Source organism: Saccharothrix longispora, assembly GCF_031455225.1.
GTDB lineage: Bacteria > Actinomycetota > Actinomycetes > Mycobacteriales > Pseudonocardiaceae > Actinosynnema > Actinosynnema longispora.
The window spans coordinates 2,394,561-2,410,668 of sequence record NZ_JAVDSG010000001.1; the positions used below are offsets into that span (position 1 = coordinate 2,394,561).

Sequence of the window (16,108 nt, forward strand, 5' to 3'; positions counted from 1 at the left end):
GATCGGGCTGCCGCCGACGTCGATGGTCCCCGGCGCAGCCGCAGCCGCGCGGTGACCGTCACCGCTCGTCGTCCACGTGCTCGAGGCGAACGCGTTCGGCCAGGTGGCGCACGGTCTCGCCGCCGCCCGAGCCCAGGCCGTGCCGGGTGAGGGTGAGCGCGCCCGCCGCCGCACCGAGCCGGAGGGCTTGGTCGAGCGACATGCCCCGCGTGAGTCCGACGGCCAGTCCGGCGGCCATGGAGTCACCGCCGCCGCGGGTGTCCACCGGCGTCAGCTCGGGCACATCGACCAGGAAGAACCGGCCGTCGACCAGGGCGAGCGTGTCCTGTTCGGCGCGGGTCACCACCACCGCCCGCGGACCCGACCCGGCGATCGCGTGGCACGCCCGCATCAAGTCGGGCAGCTCGTCGGAGTCGGCGTAGCCGTCGGAGACCAGTTCGTCGTAGCTGACCTTGACCACTTCCGGGCCGCCCTTGAGGGCTGCCGCGAGCCGCCCGCCGGACAGGTCGACCACGACCCGGCAGCCGTGGCCGCCCAGTTCGCGGGTCAACCGCTCGTACACCGCGTCGGGCACCGGGTGGTCGTGCTCGGCGGGCCCGCCGAGCACGACCACGCCCGCGTCGAGCCCCACGGCCAGGGTCAGTTCGCACAGCTCGTCCGACTCGCGGCGGGTCAGGGCGTCGGCGGGCATCCGCACCACCTCGTCGCGGTCGCCGTCACGGCGGTCGTGCACGTAGCCGCCGTTGCGGGCGGCGACCTCGCGGACCTCCAGCGGGAAACCGATCAGCCGGCGCAGCAGGCGGCCGGTGTCGCCGCCCAGGGCCGAGCACAGCACCACTTCGCCGCCCAGGGATTCGATCATGCGCGCCTGCCACACGCCCTGGCCGCCGGCGTGGACGTGGATGTCCGGCGCGCCCCGCACCTCCTCGATCGTCACCGTCAGTTCCGGGGACGGCGCGAACACCACCACACGACCCGTCGTCATACCGGATGATCTACCCGATTCGTCGGTTTCCGACGCGCATGCGGGCTCTCGTCGGGCGCGGTGCAGCGCCGGCATACGTGGTCGTGCGCGCCCAGCCCACCCGCCGGACCTTCACCTGCGGCGCGGGGTCGTGGGGTCGAGCGGCAGGCGTTCCCCATGCCGCCGTCGCTGCGGTGGCGCAGTACGCGGTGGAGCCGGCACGCCCACGACCCCGTGAGGTGTTCCGCCATTGGTGTGGTCGGTCACGTGGCGGTGACGACAGGAATTCCCCGACGGGAAGTGGTCGTTGCCGTGGTCGACGCGCTCGTACCGGGTTGAACAGCCAGCCCGTCGTCGTTGGATCGGGTTTTCGGAAAGGTGCTCGGTGGGTCAAGACGGATCGGCTGTGAACGCATCGGTGTCCGCCGGCGTGCGGGGTGACGTGCCGGTGTTGCGCGTCGCGGGTGAGATGGACGCGGCAACGACGCCCAGGGTGCGCGACGAGCTGCTCAGGTGGCTGGAGACCGCGGTCCCGGTGGCCGTGCTGGACCTGACCGGGGTGGTATTCCTGGCGTCCACCGGGTTGGCCTTGTTGGCCGAAGCCGCTCAGCACGCCGACAGGCGCGGTGTGGTGTTCGCCGTCGTCGCCGGTCACCGCGCTGTGCTCAAGCCGTTGGACATCACCGGGGTGAACGAGGTTTTCATAGTGCGCCCGGACGTCGACCACGCCGTGGCGGCGCTGCGAGGTCTGTCGACGGGCGTGCCCGCCGACCGGGGCGACGGTTGATCGACCGCTGCGGCCAACCAGTGGTGCTCGACGGTCGGCGTTTGCAGCCGAAGCTGCCGGGTACCTCGCGAGCACCCGCTCTAGGTGGAGCCGGCCGGGGGTCCAACCAACAGCCCCCCGCCACTTCCGTCGCTCCTCCGCGGGGGCGCGAAGAGACCGGACGTCCCTCGTGGCGCCCCGTCGAGCGGCGGCGGGCGTTCGCGGATGACGCGACCGGTGTGGCGGGAAGGCGTTCGCCTTGCCGGCGTGCCGGCGGGTCGGTGGCAGGGGTAGGGAGTCCTCGCGCCGGCCCGCCACCCCGAAAGGACGGGAACCACCGCGACGGGGCGCGGCCCCGCGCTGTCGACCAGCCGTTCCCGTCGATGTTGGTGTGCGGGCTGCCCACCGGCTTGGACTGCGACGAGCCGCGTTGGCGCAGGTGGACGCTGAACACCACGATCGAGCCGATGGCCAGGAACTCCGACTGCCGGTTCTGCAGCGACCTGTTCCAGAAGTCCGGCAACGCCGGGTACTCCGACCACGTCACGGTGTCCTGGAAGATCACCAGCTGCTCGTTGTTGTAGGCGCTGCGCCCGGCGATGGACTGCGCTCCCCACGAGCCCAGGAACGCACCACGGCCGAGACACGCTTCCTCACCGGCCACGGACCCCTCCCTGCGTACGACACCCCTGATCCCCGCAGAGGCCAACGGCAGACCACCGGCCACGAGGGGAGTGGCGGCCCGTGGCCCGAGGCCGGGCACGTCGCGTCCTGCACGGTTCGCTGTCCCGGTTGCGGTGGAAACGCGCTGTCGCCCGGCCGAGGGACCCCGACCCGACCCGGAGGCGCGACAGCGCCCGTGACGGTGGCGTTCGTCGACCTCGACGGCAGAGGTCGCCGGGACGTGGGTCTCCTCGCCGGAGTTGGTCCGGCCAGGGCACCACGTGGTCCACTGCGCCAGGACCCGCCGGGCGGCGCCCGGGTGTCGTCCCAGGACCGATGCCGTGGTGCGGGATCCCGACGTCCTTGTCCCGGCCGGTCGTGGAGAGCGGACGCAGTAGGGCGAACACGTTGGTCACGCTGAGTGGGTCGGTAGGGGTGACATGGCCGACCGTCATGCCGTGCCAGTCGATCACAGCGTGGGTACACGTCCCGCCGTGCCAGCGGTGAAGGTGCACCTCGTCCACGTCTACTGTGGTTCCACGTGGTGTCCGCTGGTCATGGCATTGAGCCGGGCACGGGCGCGGCGTACGGCGTATTCGTGGTCGGCGAGTTTGGTTCCCGCGCCGTAGCGGCCGTGGTGCATGACCAGGCGGACCTGTTCGCGTTGGAGTTCGTGCAGTGCCTTGGCGGCTGTGCGGCCCTTGGCCTTCTTCACCTGCGTGCGGGCGTGACGGCGGCGTCGCAGGGACGGCAGGGCCTCGCGCTCCTCGGGGGTGACGAGGTCGTCGGCGACGAAATGGTCGGCGAGCACTTTCAGGTAGATGCCCTCCTCCTTGCCGGCGAGCCGCCAGATCAGGTAGCCGACCACGGCCACCGGGATGGCTTTGATCAGCACCGAGGGGAGGAAGCCGAGGTCGGTGAAGAACGGCGAGTTCCAGAAGAAGTGCAGCGTCCACGCCGCGGCGAACGCCGCCACCGCCACCGCCAGGCGTTGGGTGAACGGCTTGTGCCGGCGGGTGAGGAAGTACCCGATGCCGAACGCCGAGATCGAGGTGTACATCGCGTGGCTCCAGATGCCGCTGATGATGCCGCGGGTGCCCAGCATGAGGGCGACGGGCAGCACCTCGTTGTCGTTCGGGAACACGATGGCGGTGTTGATGGAGTAGGACAGGTCCTCCAGGACCTGGAAGCCCAGCCCGACCATCGCCCCGGTGGCGACCACGGACAGCAACGTGGGGAACTGGTTGCGCGCCACCAGCACCAACAAGACCACGCCGAGGACCTTCAGCGTCTCCTCGACGCTCGGGCCGGCCAGCGCGGCCCCCCAGTCGGCCGAGTACTGCGGACCGCCCACCTTGGAGGCCAGCGAGAAGATGGCGCTGTTGGCGGAGATCGCCAGGTAGGTCGCGGCGAAGCCGCCCCAGGCGAAGGCCAGCACGTACCCCAGTGGGGGGTGTTGTTCGAACAGGTCCAGCGACCGGAAGAACAGCAGCACGGGAATCGTGTAGAGGGTCCACACCACGATGCCGAACAGCACCGCTGTGGGCACGATGCGGTAAGCCGTGAGCAGTTGGGTGGCCTCGAAGAACAGGCCGTTGGCGATGAAGAACACCATCACCCAGAACGCCACGCGCCGGGGCTGGAAGAAGCTGTCGACACCGATCGGGGCCAGGAAGCCGGGGGTGTCCTTCGCGTGCTTGACCTGGCTCACGGGCGGGCTCCCGTCATCCGGATGCTGTTGACCATCTCGTCGACCTGTCCGGCCGTCTGCTGGTAGGTCTCCGCCGCGCTGGGCCCGTAGGCGACCACGGACACGTCGGACTGCTCGTCCACCGCGACCCACGCCCGGCCCTGCAGGTGCGGGCCGACGTAGGCCAGCGCGATACCGGTGAGCCCGCCGTCGGTGTGGAAGGAGGCGCCGTCCCCGGTCAATCGGATCGAGCCGTCGGCGGTGATGCCGCGCTTGGTGCGCTCGACCTCCTCGGCGGTCGTCCCCTCCCACTCGCTCACGGCCACGGTGAACGTCGCGCCCTGACCGGCCACCTGGGACGTGCTGCCCGGCGTGGTGCCCTCGCGGATCACCGACCACCCGTCGGCGGGCACGTAGGTCACGCCATCGCCGACCTCGATCGTCGTCCCGGGCTCGATCGCCTCGGCCCCGGAGGTGTTGTCGTCGACGAGCACCAGCGTGCCGACGAACAGGACGATGACCGCCACCACGATCAATGACCCCCACCACGTCCGGTACGGCTCGCGTCGGGGCAGGTCGGGCAGTTCCGCCGCACTGGGGCTGTTCGCGCTGGTCATACCGCCACCTCCGGGGGGTCGAGCCGCCTTGCGACGAACGAGTATGTGCACGGACGGTCACCACCTGCATGATGAACCGGGCTCCGCTCACCTTCTGTGACTGCTGTCGTCCCACGAGCAGCGACGGGTGGATGTCGCGTACGCCGTCCAACAGGTGGGTCGGGTGCTCGGCCTCCGGTTCCGCCCGCATCCGTGCTCCCGTGAGGACATCCGCGACGATCCCGCCGCGGGCGGCCGGCACCCGCCTGCGGTGTTCGACGCCGTGCCGGGGGCCTGCTCGGGTCGGGCACGTCATGACCGGCGGCAGGCGTGGCTTCTACCCGGTCGCGGGGGTGCATGGCGGTCCAGCACCGCGGCAGGCGGCGTTCGTCACCGGCGTCGGCGAGGACGGCGCCGAACGAGGCGGTGAACTGGCCGGCCCGGTCGCGGGCGAGGAACCGGAACTCATCGACGCGTTCGCCGAGGGCATGAGCAGGTTGCGGGCTCGTCACGTCTTCCAAGGGCCGTCGGGCTTGGTGGTGGTGCTGAGGATGTGGGCGTAGCGCGTGGCGAGTTCCAGCACGAAGAACACGGAGACCCGCTTGAGCGTCACGGCGCAGCCGACGCGGACAAAGTCGCGGGCCGGCATGCTCGCGGCCTGCGCGCAGGAACCGTCGCCAGGAAGGAACGGTGTCGCGTTCGGGGTGGTCGGGATGCGCAGGAGTCCGAGCACGCGGCGGATGGTCGACGCACCTACCCGATGGCCGAGTTCGAGCAGTTCGCCTTGGGGCGCAGTAGATCCAGCCGCTGTTCGCCCGGGCCATCCGCTCGAGCGACACCGTCAGGACGCTGTCGATCGGCGGATGTCCGGTCGTGGCAGGTCCGCTCCTTCGCGGCCGGTTCCGGTGCAACCGCAAGGGAGTGTCGGGTGTGATCAGTCGGTGCCGGTGCAGCAACCGGGGGAGGCGGCGGGCCAGTGCGCCGCAGCCGCGCGCCCGTGCCCGTCCACGCGGGGAGGACGAAGTGCTCGGCGTAGGTGGCGGGTGGTCGGCGACCTCGTCGTTGCCGGGCAGCTGGTCGGCGGGCGCGGGGGAAGGGCAGGCCGGGCAGGGAGCTGTGCCGGACGGGGTGAGTAGCAGGGCGGAACTGCTCGCCGTCGTCTCAATGGCTGACCTGACCGCACGCCGGTGCCCGCCGCCTCCTTGGGCCGGCGGGCAGCGGGCATCCGGACCCGGTCAGAGGATCGGCGGCACGAGGCGGTAGCTCTCGCTGTAGTAGTCACCGGTGAGCCGGCGGTGACCCTCGCGGTCGGTGTCTTCGGGGTCGTACTCGGGCGCGTTCCTGATCTGCTCCTTGGTGCGGTCGACGTGGACCTTGCGCTCCCGATGGTCCACGTGCCGCACGGTGCCCACGGGCAGGACGACCTTGCGCCCGAAGATCCTGTGCCTGCCGAGAACTCCATCCAGGCAGGTAGAGGCCGTGCAAAGTCCAAGACCTCAAAGTGCTCACGGCACGGCTGTCATCCGCCATGGCGTCGATCAGCACGGTATGACCGGCTGTGCTGCTCCGACTGGCCGACACCGGGGCTCGCCGGGCAGGCTCGCATCGGACATCCAGGGCGCATTAACCGTGCCGGACCGGCGTGACGACACCCATGCCACGGCGCACCGCACCGGCGAGCACAGCACGACGCAGACCGGTACCGATGCTGGCCCTCCCACCAGTCGGTCCACGCCCGCGCCGGGGACCGGAGCGACCGGCACCAGGTGCGCGGGGGATACGCCAACCGTGACGTCACCTGCTCGCCCGGCGTGTTCGCCGAACAGCGCCGCCTCGTGGCCGCCGACGCCTCGGCCCACAGATCCAGGCATCTCGGCAGGCGGTTGCGGGCCGTGTGCGGCGCCCTGTGCGTGCCCGCGTCGTCCGGCCGCCACACCTGGTGCTCGTGGCCCCTCTGCCCGCAGTGCCCGCTCGTCCGCCGGGCCGACACCATCCCGGCCACCACCCGGGCGGTCACCTCCGGGTAGGTGCCGACGGCACGGGACGACGTCCCGACATCCACACCGGCACGCCGCTGCGTGCAGCGCGGTCCGGGCCACCGATCTGATGACCGATCCCGTACCGCTGGCCGAGGAGATGACCGAGTACCTCGGGCACGAGAAGAACCGCGCGAATCTGGACGCGAGTCGACCAACGTGCGCAACGGCAGCCGGACCAAGACTGTGATCTCCAGTGGGCAATGCACCTGAACCGTGATTCGCGGACAGACATGAGTCACCACCACTGTCCGATGGTGTTGGTATCGGTCATGGTCCCCTCAACGATCGTCTTCGGGTCGTGGACGACGTTGGTCAGGTCCGTGTCAGTCAGATTCGCGTTGGTCAAGTCCGCGCTGCGCAGGTCTGCGCCAGCCAAGTCTGCGCCGGTCAAGTGCGCGCCGTTTAGATTCGCATCGGTGAGGTCGGCATTGCGGAGGTCTGCGCCAGACAAGTCTACGTCGCGCAAGTTCGCGCTGCGCAGTTCCGCGTAGACCAGGTCGGCGCCGCGTAAGCTCTCACCAAATCGCGCAGCCGGGTTTACATCACCTAGGTTTCCGTTTCCCAGATTCGGATTGGACAAGTATGTGCGAACCAAGGTCGCACCGTTGAGGTTCGCGCCGGAGAGATTCGCGTTCGAGAGGTTCAAGCCGACCAGGTTTGCGCCGTTCAGGCACATCGCTGACAGATCGACGCGAGTGTCCTTATCGTGATCGCGATTACGTCGCCCGAGGACGGTGAGTGCCGCGCGGGTGTCGGCGGTCAACGGCTGAGGCGACGGACAGGTTGTCGAGTTGGGGAGGCTGTTGGTTCGAACGAAAGCGGAGAGGACTTCGACAATGGTGGGCTGGTCACGAGGAGAGTCCCTGGCGAGGCGCTCCAGGGCGTAAACGGAACCCAGCCTGCCTTGGAGGTGCTCGGGGCCCGACTGGTCGAGAAGTTCGACGGCCTTCGCGAAGCGGTCGGTGTACTGGACCTGTTCGTTTACTTCGTTCTGCCGTAAAGCAGCCCAGCTTTGTTCTTGAGCGGCGGTGACCTGGTCTCGGGTGAAGTAAGCCTGTACGCCGGTAAACAGCAGTGCTCCGATCGCAGTGAACGAGGTGATCGTCTGACCGATCGTGACCTCGCGTTCCGCCCTCGGTTCGGCAGGCGATCCACCGCCCTCAACCTCTCGGCCCCTTCGAACACGACGGAACCGGGGCATCTCACGGACAGCGGCACCCAGCAGTGCCACTGCGCCTCCACCGAGCAGCAGCGACACAACGTGACCAAGTACCCAGCGCCCCACATCGGCCCAGTTGATCCAGTCCGCGACCGTCGATACCGCTGCCAGCAGCATCACCGCTCCCGCTCCCGCGAGAACGACAGATCGTCGACCGGAGTTCGCTAAGTGATCGTTCACGCACATGTCATCGCTGCGGAGCACCCGAGCCTTACGCGTCCGACTGGCGAACGTGACCTACACCGCTCGCCAGTCGGGCTGGAATACCGCAGACTTGAGGTGGGGCGGAGCGTGGCTCGGCCGCCGCCACATCCTGTGAGAACCCGCCAGATCAGGTGCGCCGCGACACCAACCCGAACGCGGAGTCCTTGATCACCGCTCGTGTCGCGCGTGCGGCATGCCAGGGCTTCCCGTCCCGGACCTTCTCCAACGACTTGGGCGTGTAGTCCAGCGCGAAGCTCCGGCCCACCCAGAGTCGGGCGTGGTGGAAGAAGCGGCCGATGCGCCAGTCGGCGAACTCCGCGTCCAGTCTGCCCATCGCCGGACGCGCCGCGCCCGTCAGTCCGGCGGCCTGGACCCGCTTGGTGTAGGCGGCGCCGATCAGGCATTCCATGCTCACCAATAGGTACGAGATCGCGATGTAGAAAGGTTTTCCCGCGGTGTGCTCGGCGACGAACGCCTCGTCCCGCACCCCGTCGACGTGTTCACCTTCGGATGCGACGGGCGACATGTTCTTGTGACGACCCCAAGGCTCCGCACATGGACGGCAAGTACTCCTTGGCAGGGAGGTCGGGTCAGCCGAGCTGGGTGATGGTGATGTTGGCGGGGCCGCTGGTGCCGGTGACGCCTTCGGGGGTGAGGCACTGCGCCGGTGTGGTGTTGAGCAGCGCCGCGGTCATCACGACGGCGGCTCCGGTGAACTGGCCCGCGGTCACGGTGCCCTGGTAGACCACGACGACCTCGTTGGCGGGGCGCAGCACGACCAGCCCCACCGCGGCCACGGTGGTGGTCTCACCGGTGTTCCAGGCGATGGTCACCGTGATGGAGACGCCGCCACCCAGGCACGACACCAGGCCGTTCGCGGTGATCGCGTACCCGCCGGAGGTGATGGTGGGCGATCCGCTCGAGACGCACGAGCCGTAGTCCGCGCTGGAGGTGATGGAGACGACCCTGGGCTGCGCGGTGACTCCCGGCTGGTAGGTGTTGGCGCCGCTGCCCGTGCACGACAGCAACTCGACGTCCACGGCTTGGGCCGCGGGTGCTGCGGTCGCCACTGCGAACGCCACCGACATGGCGACGACGACGCCCGCGAAGGACCGCCGCGCCGCCGACACCAGCTTTCCGAGCTTCGCCGTCCTCATCGGAGCACCCCACTTCCATGGCTCGACCGGATTCACACTGTAATCACCCGGTGGCGTGCCGAACGGGCGAAATGCGATGACACTTTCCGTATGCGCCCCACGGGTGCGAAACCGCAGATTTCGTTGCAGCGGGTCCGCACTGCCGGGTGTCACTGACCCATGGTGATCGGCCGTGGTGGGCTTGTATCGATTACCCGGTCCAGGCGGTCGGTGTCCGGGGCATCTTGGCAACCAACCGTGTCCGATCTTTGTCGCCCACACCGCGCACGTCCGCGTGGCCGAACTGGTGACGACGGGCGCAGTGCCGGTGCTGTCGATGACCTGAGCGGCACGAGGTCTCGCCGCCAGCGTGATCGACTCATCCCTGCCCACGAGGCGTACGTACGGCGACCGCAGGGTAACCCGAAGTTGAACCGTCACTCCACGGTGACCGCGCCACCGCCCGGAAAGGGGTTCGCGTCCATGACTTCCCGCTTCGAGCCGGAGAAAACACCCGAAGGGGAAGACAGCGATGAGGGCGACGGACTGTCGTTGGACACGTCGGTGCGGTGCGGCAGCCTGGCGGTGATGCGCGCCCAGGTCGGCAGCCTGCTGCAACGGTTCGGTGAGGACTTCGTCCAGGACGCGCAACTCGTCTGCCACGAACTCGTCGCCAACGCCTGCGACCACGCCGACAAACCCCACCACCTCAGCGTGCGCTGCCACACCCGATACGAACTCCTCATCGAGGTCCGGGACGCCTCCACCGATCGTGCCCCGCGGATCGGCGCCTCGACGGCAGGCCCCAACCGCGGCAACGGCATGAAAATGGTCGAAGCACTCAGCAGCGACTGGGGCGTGCGTCGCACCGACAACGCCAAGGTCGTCTGGGCCCGCCTGCGCATACCGGCCTGACCACACCTCGCCGGGCGTCGCACTGCCCAATGACGACGGCGCTTTGATCCGGACGTGATCTCGTGCCGCCCGAGGTGTTCCACCGGCCGGTCCGCGACGACGTCGACGAGCCGCTGGCCGTGCGTGTGGTGGATCAGGCGTTGGCGTTCCTCGGCGGCTGCGCGCGCGGGACCGGGCCGGGCGCGCCGCGGTTGTAGACGTCACCGTTGGTCGACCCGGGCAGGCATGCCTTCCTGCTGCACACCCGCCTGTACCAAGCATTCCGTCTGGAGGTGGAGGGCGGTTCGTCCACCGCGTGCCCGACGATCCCGACGCGCGCACTTGAGCGCCGTCGACTGTGCGGCGGTGTTGCCCCGTACGGTGGGGCGATCGAGCGTGCCGGCACAAGCTGTGGTCGGCCGCGGCGCAGTGCGAGCTGTGCCACGAGGAGGGCAACTGCCCCGCCGACGGCGCCGACGGCACCGAGAACAGCGGCAACCGCACCGGCGGGAGCTGAACCCATACGAGAACGGGAGATTCGGTGACCGGTGGACGTGGGACACGCTGCCCGCGCCGGTCCGCGACGCGATCGACGCCGACCTGGACGTGGCGGGCGCGGTCGAGGAGATCGACCGGAGCGTGGGAAGCGACTTGGTCGTCGTGCTCGACCTGCACGACGGGCGCCGCGTGTTCCTCAAAGGGGTACGGGGGCGCTCGCCGCGGATGCGATGGCTGCGCACCGAGGCCACCGCCGATCCCTGATCCCTGATCCCGCCTCGGCCGTGATCCACTGCCGTGACGTCGCCGACGGCGAGGGCCTGAACTGGCTGCTGGTCGTCTTCGAACACCTGCCCGGCCGCCACCCGGACCTCGCCCCCGGCTCACCCGACCTGGGTCACCGGCCCGCCGACGCCGAGCACCTCACCGCAAGCCTGCCCGGCCTCCACGGCGTCGACCGGGACGCCGCGCTTGACGCTTCTCCCTCTACCTCGCCGCCCTGTGGACCACGTGGGCCGTTGCCGAGGTTCCGCACCGGGCACCCGGCACCGTGCACGACTGGCCTGCAACTACGCCGCGCACCGCGTGGCGCTCAACACCGTCCACCGCGGCTGACCCGCAGGATCGGCGCACCGGTGACCACCCCTTCCGGTCGCGCCGGCTTCCGCCTCGCCCGCTGTCCTCCGACACCGGAAGAGGCAGCAGCCGCTGGTCACGGCGTTGGACGGGCCGCTGAGCGCGATCGCCCTGGTGACGGCCGGAGTGATCTACCGGCTGGTCAACTACACGCTGGTGGTCGGCGCGGTCATCGGCTCCAACCCGATCAGCTCGCGCGCAAGGCGCTGGGGCCGGCGTCGGATTGACTGCTGATCGCTGAGGCCATCGGGCTGGGCTGCTCCGTCACCCTGGTGACGGTGCAGCCCAGCCCTGGAGTGCGCCATTGCTGCTGGTCACCATGCTCACCCTGTACCTGGGGCTGTTGTCGCCGCAGTTGCGGGCGGCTGCCTGGCCAACTCGCCGCCGCTACCGGTGGTCGTGGCACTGTTCGCGTTATCCGGTGCCGCCTCCAGCTACCACGTCGTGGCCAACTCCAGCTTCGTGCTGCGCGCACTCGACGCCCACCGAGGCCAGGCCGTCGGCTTCGCCATCACCGCCATGCAGGCCACCCAAGGAGCAAGGAGTCGCCCTCGGCGGACTGACCGCCGAACTACTCGCACCCCTGTCACCGACGCCGCCGGAGCCATCGGCGTCCTGGCCGCAACAGCCCTGGCGGCACGATGGCGAACACTCCACAACCAGACATGATCTCGCGGAGATAAATTCACATCCGCCACCCGGTAACGCCTGTCGTGAAACATGGATGCGCGCACCCGGAAGACTGGCCGCTCACCGCCTCGCCGGCGGGTCGTACACTCTGCGGCACCACGGGGCGTGGGGGCAAGCCACGAAAGCACCGGCTTGCCCCCACGCCCCGACGGTACCGCCTGACGAGTGCGCCCCACCGACAAGGCGGTTTCGCCGATCGCTCGACCGCGTCATGTCGATATCGAGCAGTTCCGGACAGCCGATCATCGAGTCTTCCGGGTCGGCTGCAGGCAGTTGCGGAATCACGTCGGCCGGGCATTCCATCCGCACGTCGCCCGGAGACAACCTATGTCGAATACTCACCAGTCCACCAGGATCGCCCCACCTGAAATCGTCGCCTTCATCAGCGCTCTTGTCGACTACAACTGGGCCACCGAAATGCCGACTACCAGGAGCAGGACCCGGACGGCCGGTCAGGGCACATCTTCGACGCGCTGACCGCGGTCCGCGACTGGCTCGACGCGCCGAACGAACTCGTCCACCTCCACGAGACCTTGAGCACCGACCCGGATCGCCACCGCTACACCCTGGTCCGCTTCGCCCGCCGCGGCGAACACACGATCCGAGTACGGATCGGGCGTGGCAGCGACGAACGGCAGTCCTTCGCCGTGGCTGAGGTGCTCACCGCCGCCCGCGAGTGGTCATGGGTCGTGGACAACGACCCGTCGAACTGGCACCACAGCACCTCGCCCTACGGCGACAGAGGCACAAACCTCCACCCCATGACAGGCTTCGACACCCTGCGGCGCCTCGCCGATGCGCTGGCCGGCCAGACGGCGCTGATCGTGCCCACCTGACCGGCATCACCCGGTCGACCACCGCATCACCGCCTGATCGAGGAAGTCCGGCACGACTCGGCGAACCCCCGCCCTCCTCATCTCGACGCCCCGCGATCCGGCGGGCCGCCACGCGCGCTGCGCCACCACCGGTCGGAGCGCAAGCTCCGCCGGAACGACACCCGCGGGCTTGCCGCCCTCGCCCACCGTCGACGCCGAGCGAGCGCGTCCCGCCGGATCACGGCACGCGGCAAGCCCGACCAGTGCCGATCCCCGTCGATTAGGCACATCGGGCCTGCCACCGAACCACAGCAGTCAAGGAGAACTCGACGGGCGCAGAAGTCTTCATCACCTACGCCAAGCGCGTCGACGTGCAGGCCGCACTCCGGTAGGCCGTCGAGCAGACCGAGTACGACCACGGCCACGCCGGCGACACCGGCACGATCGCGGAGAAGGACGAATGCGTCGTCATCGACGGCGCACCGCTGTCGGAGGACGGCGCCGAAGTCCTGGCACGCAAGCTGATCGAGGCCAGGGACAGCAGGATCGACAACCCTGGGAGGCCCGGCCGGTGTGCTCGCCGTGCGCGGCTGCCGCACGCTGACCGGCCGTTCCGTTCCCGCCCGCGCCGACGGCTGCCCGGACGAGAGGACGGCGACGCTGGCCACAGTCGAGGGTCGTTTCGGCGGGGGAGAGGTCCTCGTGCAGGCCCGCATCGACCTGTGCCGTCCTCGACGCGACGGCGGCATCGACGTCGACGGGCGCAGCACCGCCACCGTCACCACCGCCGGGTCGCCCGAGGTGACCGACTGGCTGTTCTTCGGCTGGGCCAACGCCTGACCACCGCCGCGCCGTAAGGACCTCGATCGCACACCCTGTATCCATGGCGTGAGCGGGGGTGTGCACGCCGGCCGGGCACCGGTGTGCACCGCCCAGCGTGCACCGCAGGAGGTGTGGGTGTCCAGCAGAAAGCGCTGGACACCCACACCTCCTCGCGGAGCATCGCGGCGGGCGCACCACCGGCGCCCGGCCGGCGACCGCCGTCCTCCACCGGGGCGTCGCCTTTCTCCTGCACCAACACATCCGTATTGCGATCAGGGCACCGCCATGCCCGCACACCTGGATTGAGAGCTTTCACGATGACCGTGAACGTTGTCGCCGAGCGCGACACCATCCCCGACTCCGCCCCTGAGGGTTCTGCCACCGTCGAGGACGCCATGAGCGTCGCCGCGCCGCCCGAGGTCGAGGTCGAGGTCGAGGTCGAGGTCGAGCCGGCCTACCCGTACCTGAAGCGTGGGGTCGACCCGCGCGAGCTGCGGGCGCAGGGCAACACCCGCGAGGTCGGCGACATCCGCCTTAAGCGCCCCGAGCTGGTGGCATCCGTCACCGAGCACGGCCTGAACCCGATGGTCTCGATCGTCAACGTCGCCCCCGACCCGGTGGACGGTGCGCTGCGGGTGCTCGTGGGGTTCCACCGCACCGCCGCCGCGATCGCGGTCAAGGAGCTGGAGAACCCCGAGCTGCTCATCGACGTCCTGGTCCACGCGCCCGGCACGACCCGGGACGTGCTGGTGGCGCAGGGCATCGAGAACATCCACCGCGAGGGCTACACCCAGGCCGAAGAGGCCGGTCTCTACCAGCAGCTGTCCCTGTCCGGCATGGGCGAGGCAGAGATCGCGCAGACCCTGACCCGCAAGATCGAACGTGTGCAGGCCGGTCTCGCGGTCGCGTCCAACCCGCGCACGCGTGCCGCCAGCGAGGCCCTGCCCGGCACCGACCTGCTGACCATGGCGCAGCTGGCGGAGTTCGACGGCGACGAGCAGGCGCACCAGACGTTGCTGGAGGTCCTCACCCGCGATCCGCGCAACTTCGAGTGGACTCTCGGGCAGTTGCGGCGCGAGCGCGCGCAGCGCGCCACGCTGGCCGAGGAGGTGGCGCGGTTCACCGGGCTGGGCTATGCGATCGTCGAGAGCACGAGCGGCCTGCCCGAGGACTGCGCGTCCTTGGACGAGCTGTGCACCGGCGAGGACGCCACCGCGCTCGACCCGACCGGACACGGCGACTGCCCGGGACGTGCGGTCGCCGTCTGGGTCGACCGCGACCTGGAGGTGGAGGTCACGCACTTCTGTGCGGAGTTCACGCGGCACGGTCACCACACGATCGCCTCGGTAAAGATCGCGCAGGTACAGGAGCGTCTGCGGGCCGACGGTGTGCCGGTCGTCGATCCGGACACCGACGGGGTGGCCTACCTGGACGAGCTGCTCGCCGCCGAGCACGCCGAGCGCGCCCTCACCGCCACCGAGCACGCCGGCTGTCCCGGTCACGCCGCCTGCGTCGAGCACGAGTACGACAGGCCCGAGCCGGACATCCACTACGTCTGCACCGACTACACCGCCCACGGTCACGTCCTGCGCACCGCGCGGACCGCGCGGCCGGAACCCGACAGCGCCTTCAAGGCCGGTGAGCGCAAGCGGGCGGAGGAGAACAACAAGCGGTGGCGCGACGCCAAGACCGACCGTCGGGCATGGCTGAGGAAGTACTTCGCCGAGCGCACGAGCCCGAAGCTCAAGGCCAAGGACATCACGCTGCCGGCGCGGGTGCACCACTGGCTCGGGCTGGCCGACGTGCTGGCCGGCGACTACCTCAGCGACGCCGCACCCCTGCACCGCTACGCCTGCACGCTGCTCACGCTGGGCGAATCGAAGGACCACCGGCGGGAACTGCACCCGATCACGGTGCAGCTGCGCAGGAAGGACACCACCGAGCCGCGGGCGATCCTGATCCGCCTCGCTCTGGTCGTCGGTGCCTGCGAACAGCACTGGGACCTCGGCTACACCGACAAGAGCGCCGACGCCAGCTGGCGGCGCCCCAGCGAGGACACCCGCTTCTACTTCGCGCTGCTCGACGCGCTGGGCTACCCGCTCTCCCACATCGAACAGCTGGTCAACAACCCCGAGCTGGACCACGACAAGTGGCCCCACCTCGTCCCCGCCGACATCGGGGACGCCCCGGCGGCCTGAGCGCTCGTCGCTTCCACCGGTCAGGCCCGCACCGATCGCCGGCGCGGGCCTGACCGCACTCGGATCACCTTCCGACCGATCGTGCAGGAGGTCCGTCTGCGGCCGGCCTGCCCGACTACGACCCCGGCGCGCACGCGACCCGGACGGACTGCCGCACCGGCGGTGACGTCCCCCCACAATCCGGTTCACCGCACTGGAGCACCGGCTCGACGGTGGGACCGACGCCGCCGATGAAGTCACCGCCGCCCTGGGGCATGCCGCGGCTTGCCGGCTCGCGT

The 16,108-nt window shown here is 69.7% G+C and carries 18 protein-coding genes; 9 read left to right on the forward strand and 9 right to left on the reverse strand.

All coding sequences use genetic code 11. The features are described from left to right. Positions 1-58: 58 nt before the first annotated feature. The gene (locus tag J2S66_RS09580) at positions 59-985 is read right to left on the reverse strand and encodes a PfkB family carbohydrate kinase (protein WP_310306350.1); all 927 of its coding nucleotides are present in this window, start codon (positions 983-985) and stop codon (positions 59-61) included. Positions 986-1,370: 385 nt separating this feature from the next. Here J2S66_RS09580 and J2S66_RS09585 point away from each other — a divergent pair, with 385 nt between their 5' ends. Next, positions 1,371-1,751 (forward strand): anti-sigma factor antagonist, encoded by a 381-nt coding sequence (locus J2S66_RS09585; RefSeq protein WP_310306352.1) that lies wholly within the window; start codon positions 1,371-1,373, stop codon positions 1,749-1,751. On the opposite strand, the gene J2S66_RS09590 is transcribed toward J2S66_RS09585, so the two are convergent. The 5 genes from J2S66_RS09590 to J2S66_RS09610 form a co-directional block, all read right to left on the reverse strand. Then, positions 1,666-2,493, reverse strand: a complete 828-nt coding sequence (locus J2S66_RS09590; protein WP_310306354.1) for a DUF6766 family protein — start codon at positions 2,491-2,493, stop codon at positions 1,666-1,668. The genes J2S66_RS09585 and J2S66_RS09590 overlap by 86 nt on opposite strands. 426 nt (positions 2,494-2,919) lie before the next feature. Next, positions 2,920-4,104, reverse strand: coding sequence for a PrsW family intramembrane metalloprotease (locus J2S66_RS09595; RefSeq protein WP_310306355.1), 1,185 nt, complete (start codon positions 4,102-4,104; stop codon positions 2,920-2,922). Further along, entirely contained in the window at positions 4,101-4,700 is a 600-nt protein-coding gene (locus J2S66_RS09600; protein ID WP_310306358.1) for a hypothetical protein, read from the reverse strand. Before J2S66_RS09600 ends, J2S66_RS09595 begins: the two co-directional genes overlap by 4 nt. A gap of 487 nt (positions 4,701-5,187) precedes the next feature. Then, positions 5,188-5,412 carry a hypothetical protein gene (locus J2S66_RS09605; protein ID WP_310306360.1) on the reverse strand — a complete coding sequence of 75 codons (225 nt, stop codon included), beginning with the start codon at positions 5,410-5,412 and terminating at the stop codon, positions 5,188-5,190. Positions 5,413-5,914: 502 nt separating this feature from the next. Continuing rightward, complete coding sequence (locus J2S66_RS09610) at positions 5,915-6,073, reverse strand: hypothetical protein (RefSeq protein WP_310306362.1); 159 nt, start codon at positions 6,071-6,073, stop codon at positions 5,915-5,917. Positions 6,074-6,445: 372 nt separating this feature from the next. Here J2S66_RS09610 and J2S66_RS09615 point away from each other — a divergent pair, with 372 nt between their 5' ends. Beyond that, complete coding sequence (locus J2S66_RS09615; protein WP_310306364.1) at positions 6,446-6,706, forward strand: hypothetical protein; 261 nt, start codon at positions 6,446-6,448, stop codon at positions 6,704-6,706. A 247-nt stretch (positions 6,707-6,953) separates the two neighbouring features. On the opposite strand, the gene J2S66_RS09620 is transcribed toward J2S66_RS09615, so the two are convergent. From J2S66_RS09620 to J2S66_RS09630, 3 genes are all read right to left on the reverse strand, one after another. Then, the gene (locus J2S66_RS09620) at positions 6,954-8,054 is read right to left on the reverse strand and encodes a pentapeptide repeat-containing protein (protein WP_310306366.1); all 1,101 of its coding nucleotides are present in this window, start codon (positions 8,052-8,054) and stop codon (positions 6,954-6,956) included. A 214-nt stretch (positions 8,055-8,268) separates the two neighbouring features. After that, positions 8,269-8,667 (reverse strand): hypothetical protein, encoded by a 399-nt coding sequence (locus J2S66_RS09625; protein WP_310306367.1) that lies wholly within the window; start codon positions 8,665-8,667, stop codon positions 8,269-8,271. 64 nt (positions 8,668-8,731) lie between these two features. Further along, the gene (locus J2S66_RS09630) at positions 8,732-9,298 is read right to left on the reverse strand and encodes a hypothetical protein (RefSeq protein WP_310306369.1); all 567 of its coding nucleotides are present in this window, start codon (positions 9,296-9,298) and stop codon (positions 8,732-8,734) included. A gap of 462 nt (positions 9,299-9,760) precedes the next feature. Here J2S66_RS09630 and J2S66_RS09635 point away from each other — a divergent pair, with 462 nt between their 5' ends. The 7 genes from J2S66_RS09635 (at position 9,761) to J2S66_RS09665 (ending at position 15,830) form a co-directional block, all read left to right on the forward strand. Continuing rightward, the gene (locus J2S66_RS09635) at positions 9,761-10,192 is read left to right on the forward strand and encodes an ATP-binding protein (RefSeq protein ID WP_310306370.1); all 432 of its coding nucleotides are present in this window, start codon (positions 9,761-9,763) and stop codon (positions 10,190-10,192) included. Between the two features lie 62 nt (positions 10,193-10,254). Then, a complete protein-coding gene (locus J2S66_RS09640; protein ID WP_310306372.1) occupies positions 10,255-10,389 on the forward strand; it encodes a hypothetical protein in 135 nt (44 codons plus the stop codon). A 421-nt stretch (positions 10,390-10,810) separates the two neighbouring features. Continuing rightward, positions 10,811-10,933 (forward strand): hypothetical protein, encoded by a 123-nt coding sequence (locus J2S66_RS09645; protein ID WP_310306374.1) that lies wholly within the window; start codon positions 10,811-10,813, stop codon positions 10,931-10,933. 456 nt (positions 10,934-11,389) lie between these two features. After that, positions 11,390-11,539, forward strand: coding sequence for a hypothetical protein (locus tag J2S66_RS09650; RefSeq protein WP_310306376.1), 150 nt, complete (start codon positions 11,390-11,392; stop codon positions 11,537-11,539). Between the two features lie 989 nt (positions 11,540-12,528). Continuing rightward, positions 12,529-12,831: a hypothetical protein gene (locus J2S66_RS09655; RefSeq protein WP_310306378.1), complete on the forward strand. Its 303-nt coding sequence runs from the start codon at positions 12,529-12,531 to the stop codon at positions 12,829-12,831. Positions 12,832-13,383: 552 nt separating this feature from the next. Then, positions 13,384-13,650 (forward strand): hypothetical protein, encoded by a 267-nt coding sequence (locus tag J2S66_RS09660; RefSeq protein WP_310306380.1) that lies wholly within the window; start codon positions 13,384-13,386, stop codon positions 13,648-13,650. 299 nt (positions 13,651-13,949) lie between these two features. Further along, positions 13,950-15,830: a ParB/RepB/Spo0J family partition protein gene (locus J2S66_RS09665; protein WP_310306382.1), complete on the forward strand. Its 1,881-nt coding sequence runs from the start codon at positions 13,950-13,952 to the stop codon at positions 15,828-15,830. The last annotated feature ends 278 nt before the right edge of the window (positions 15,831-16,108 follow it).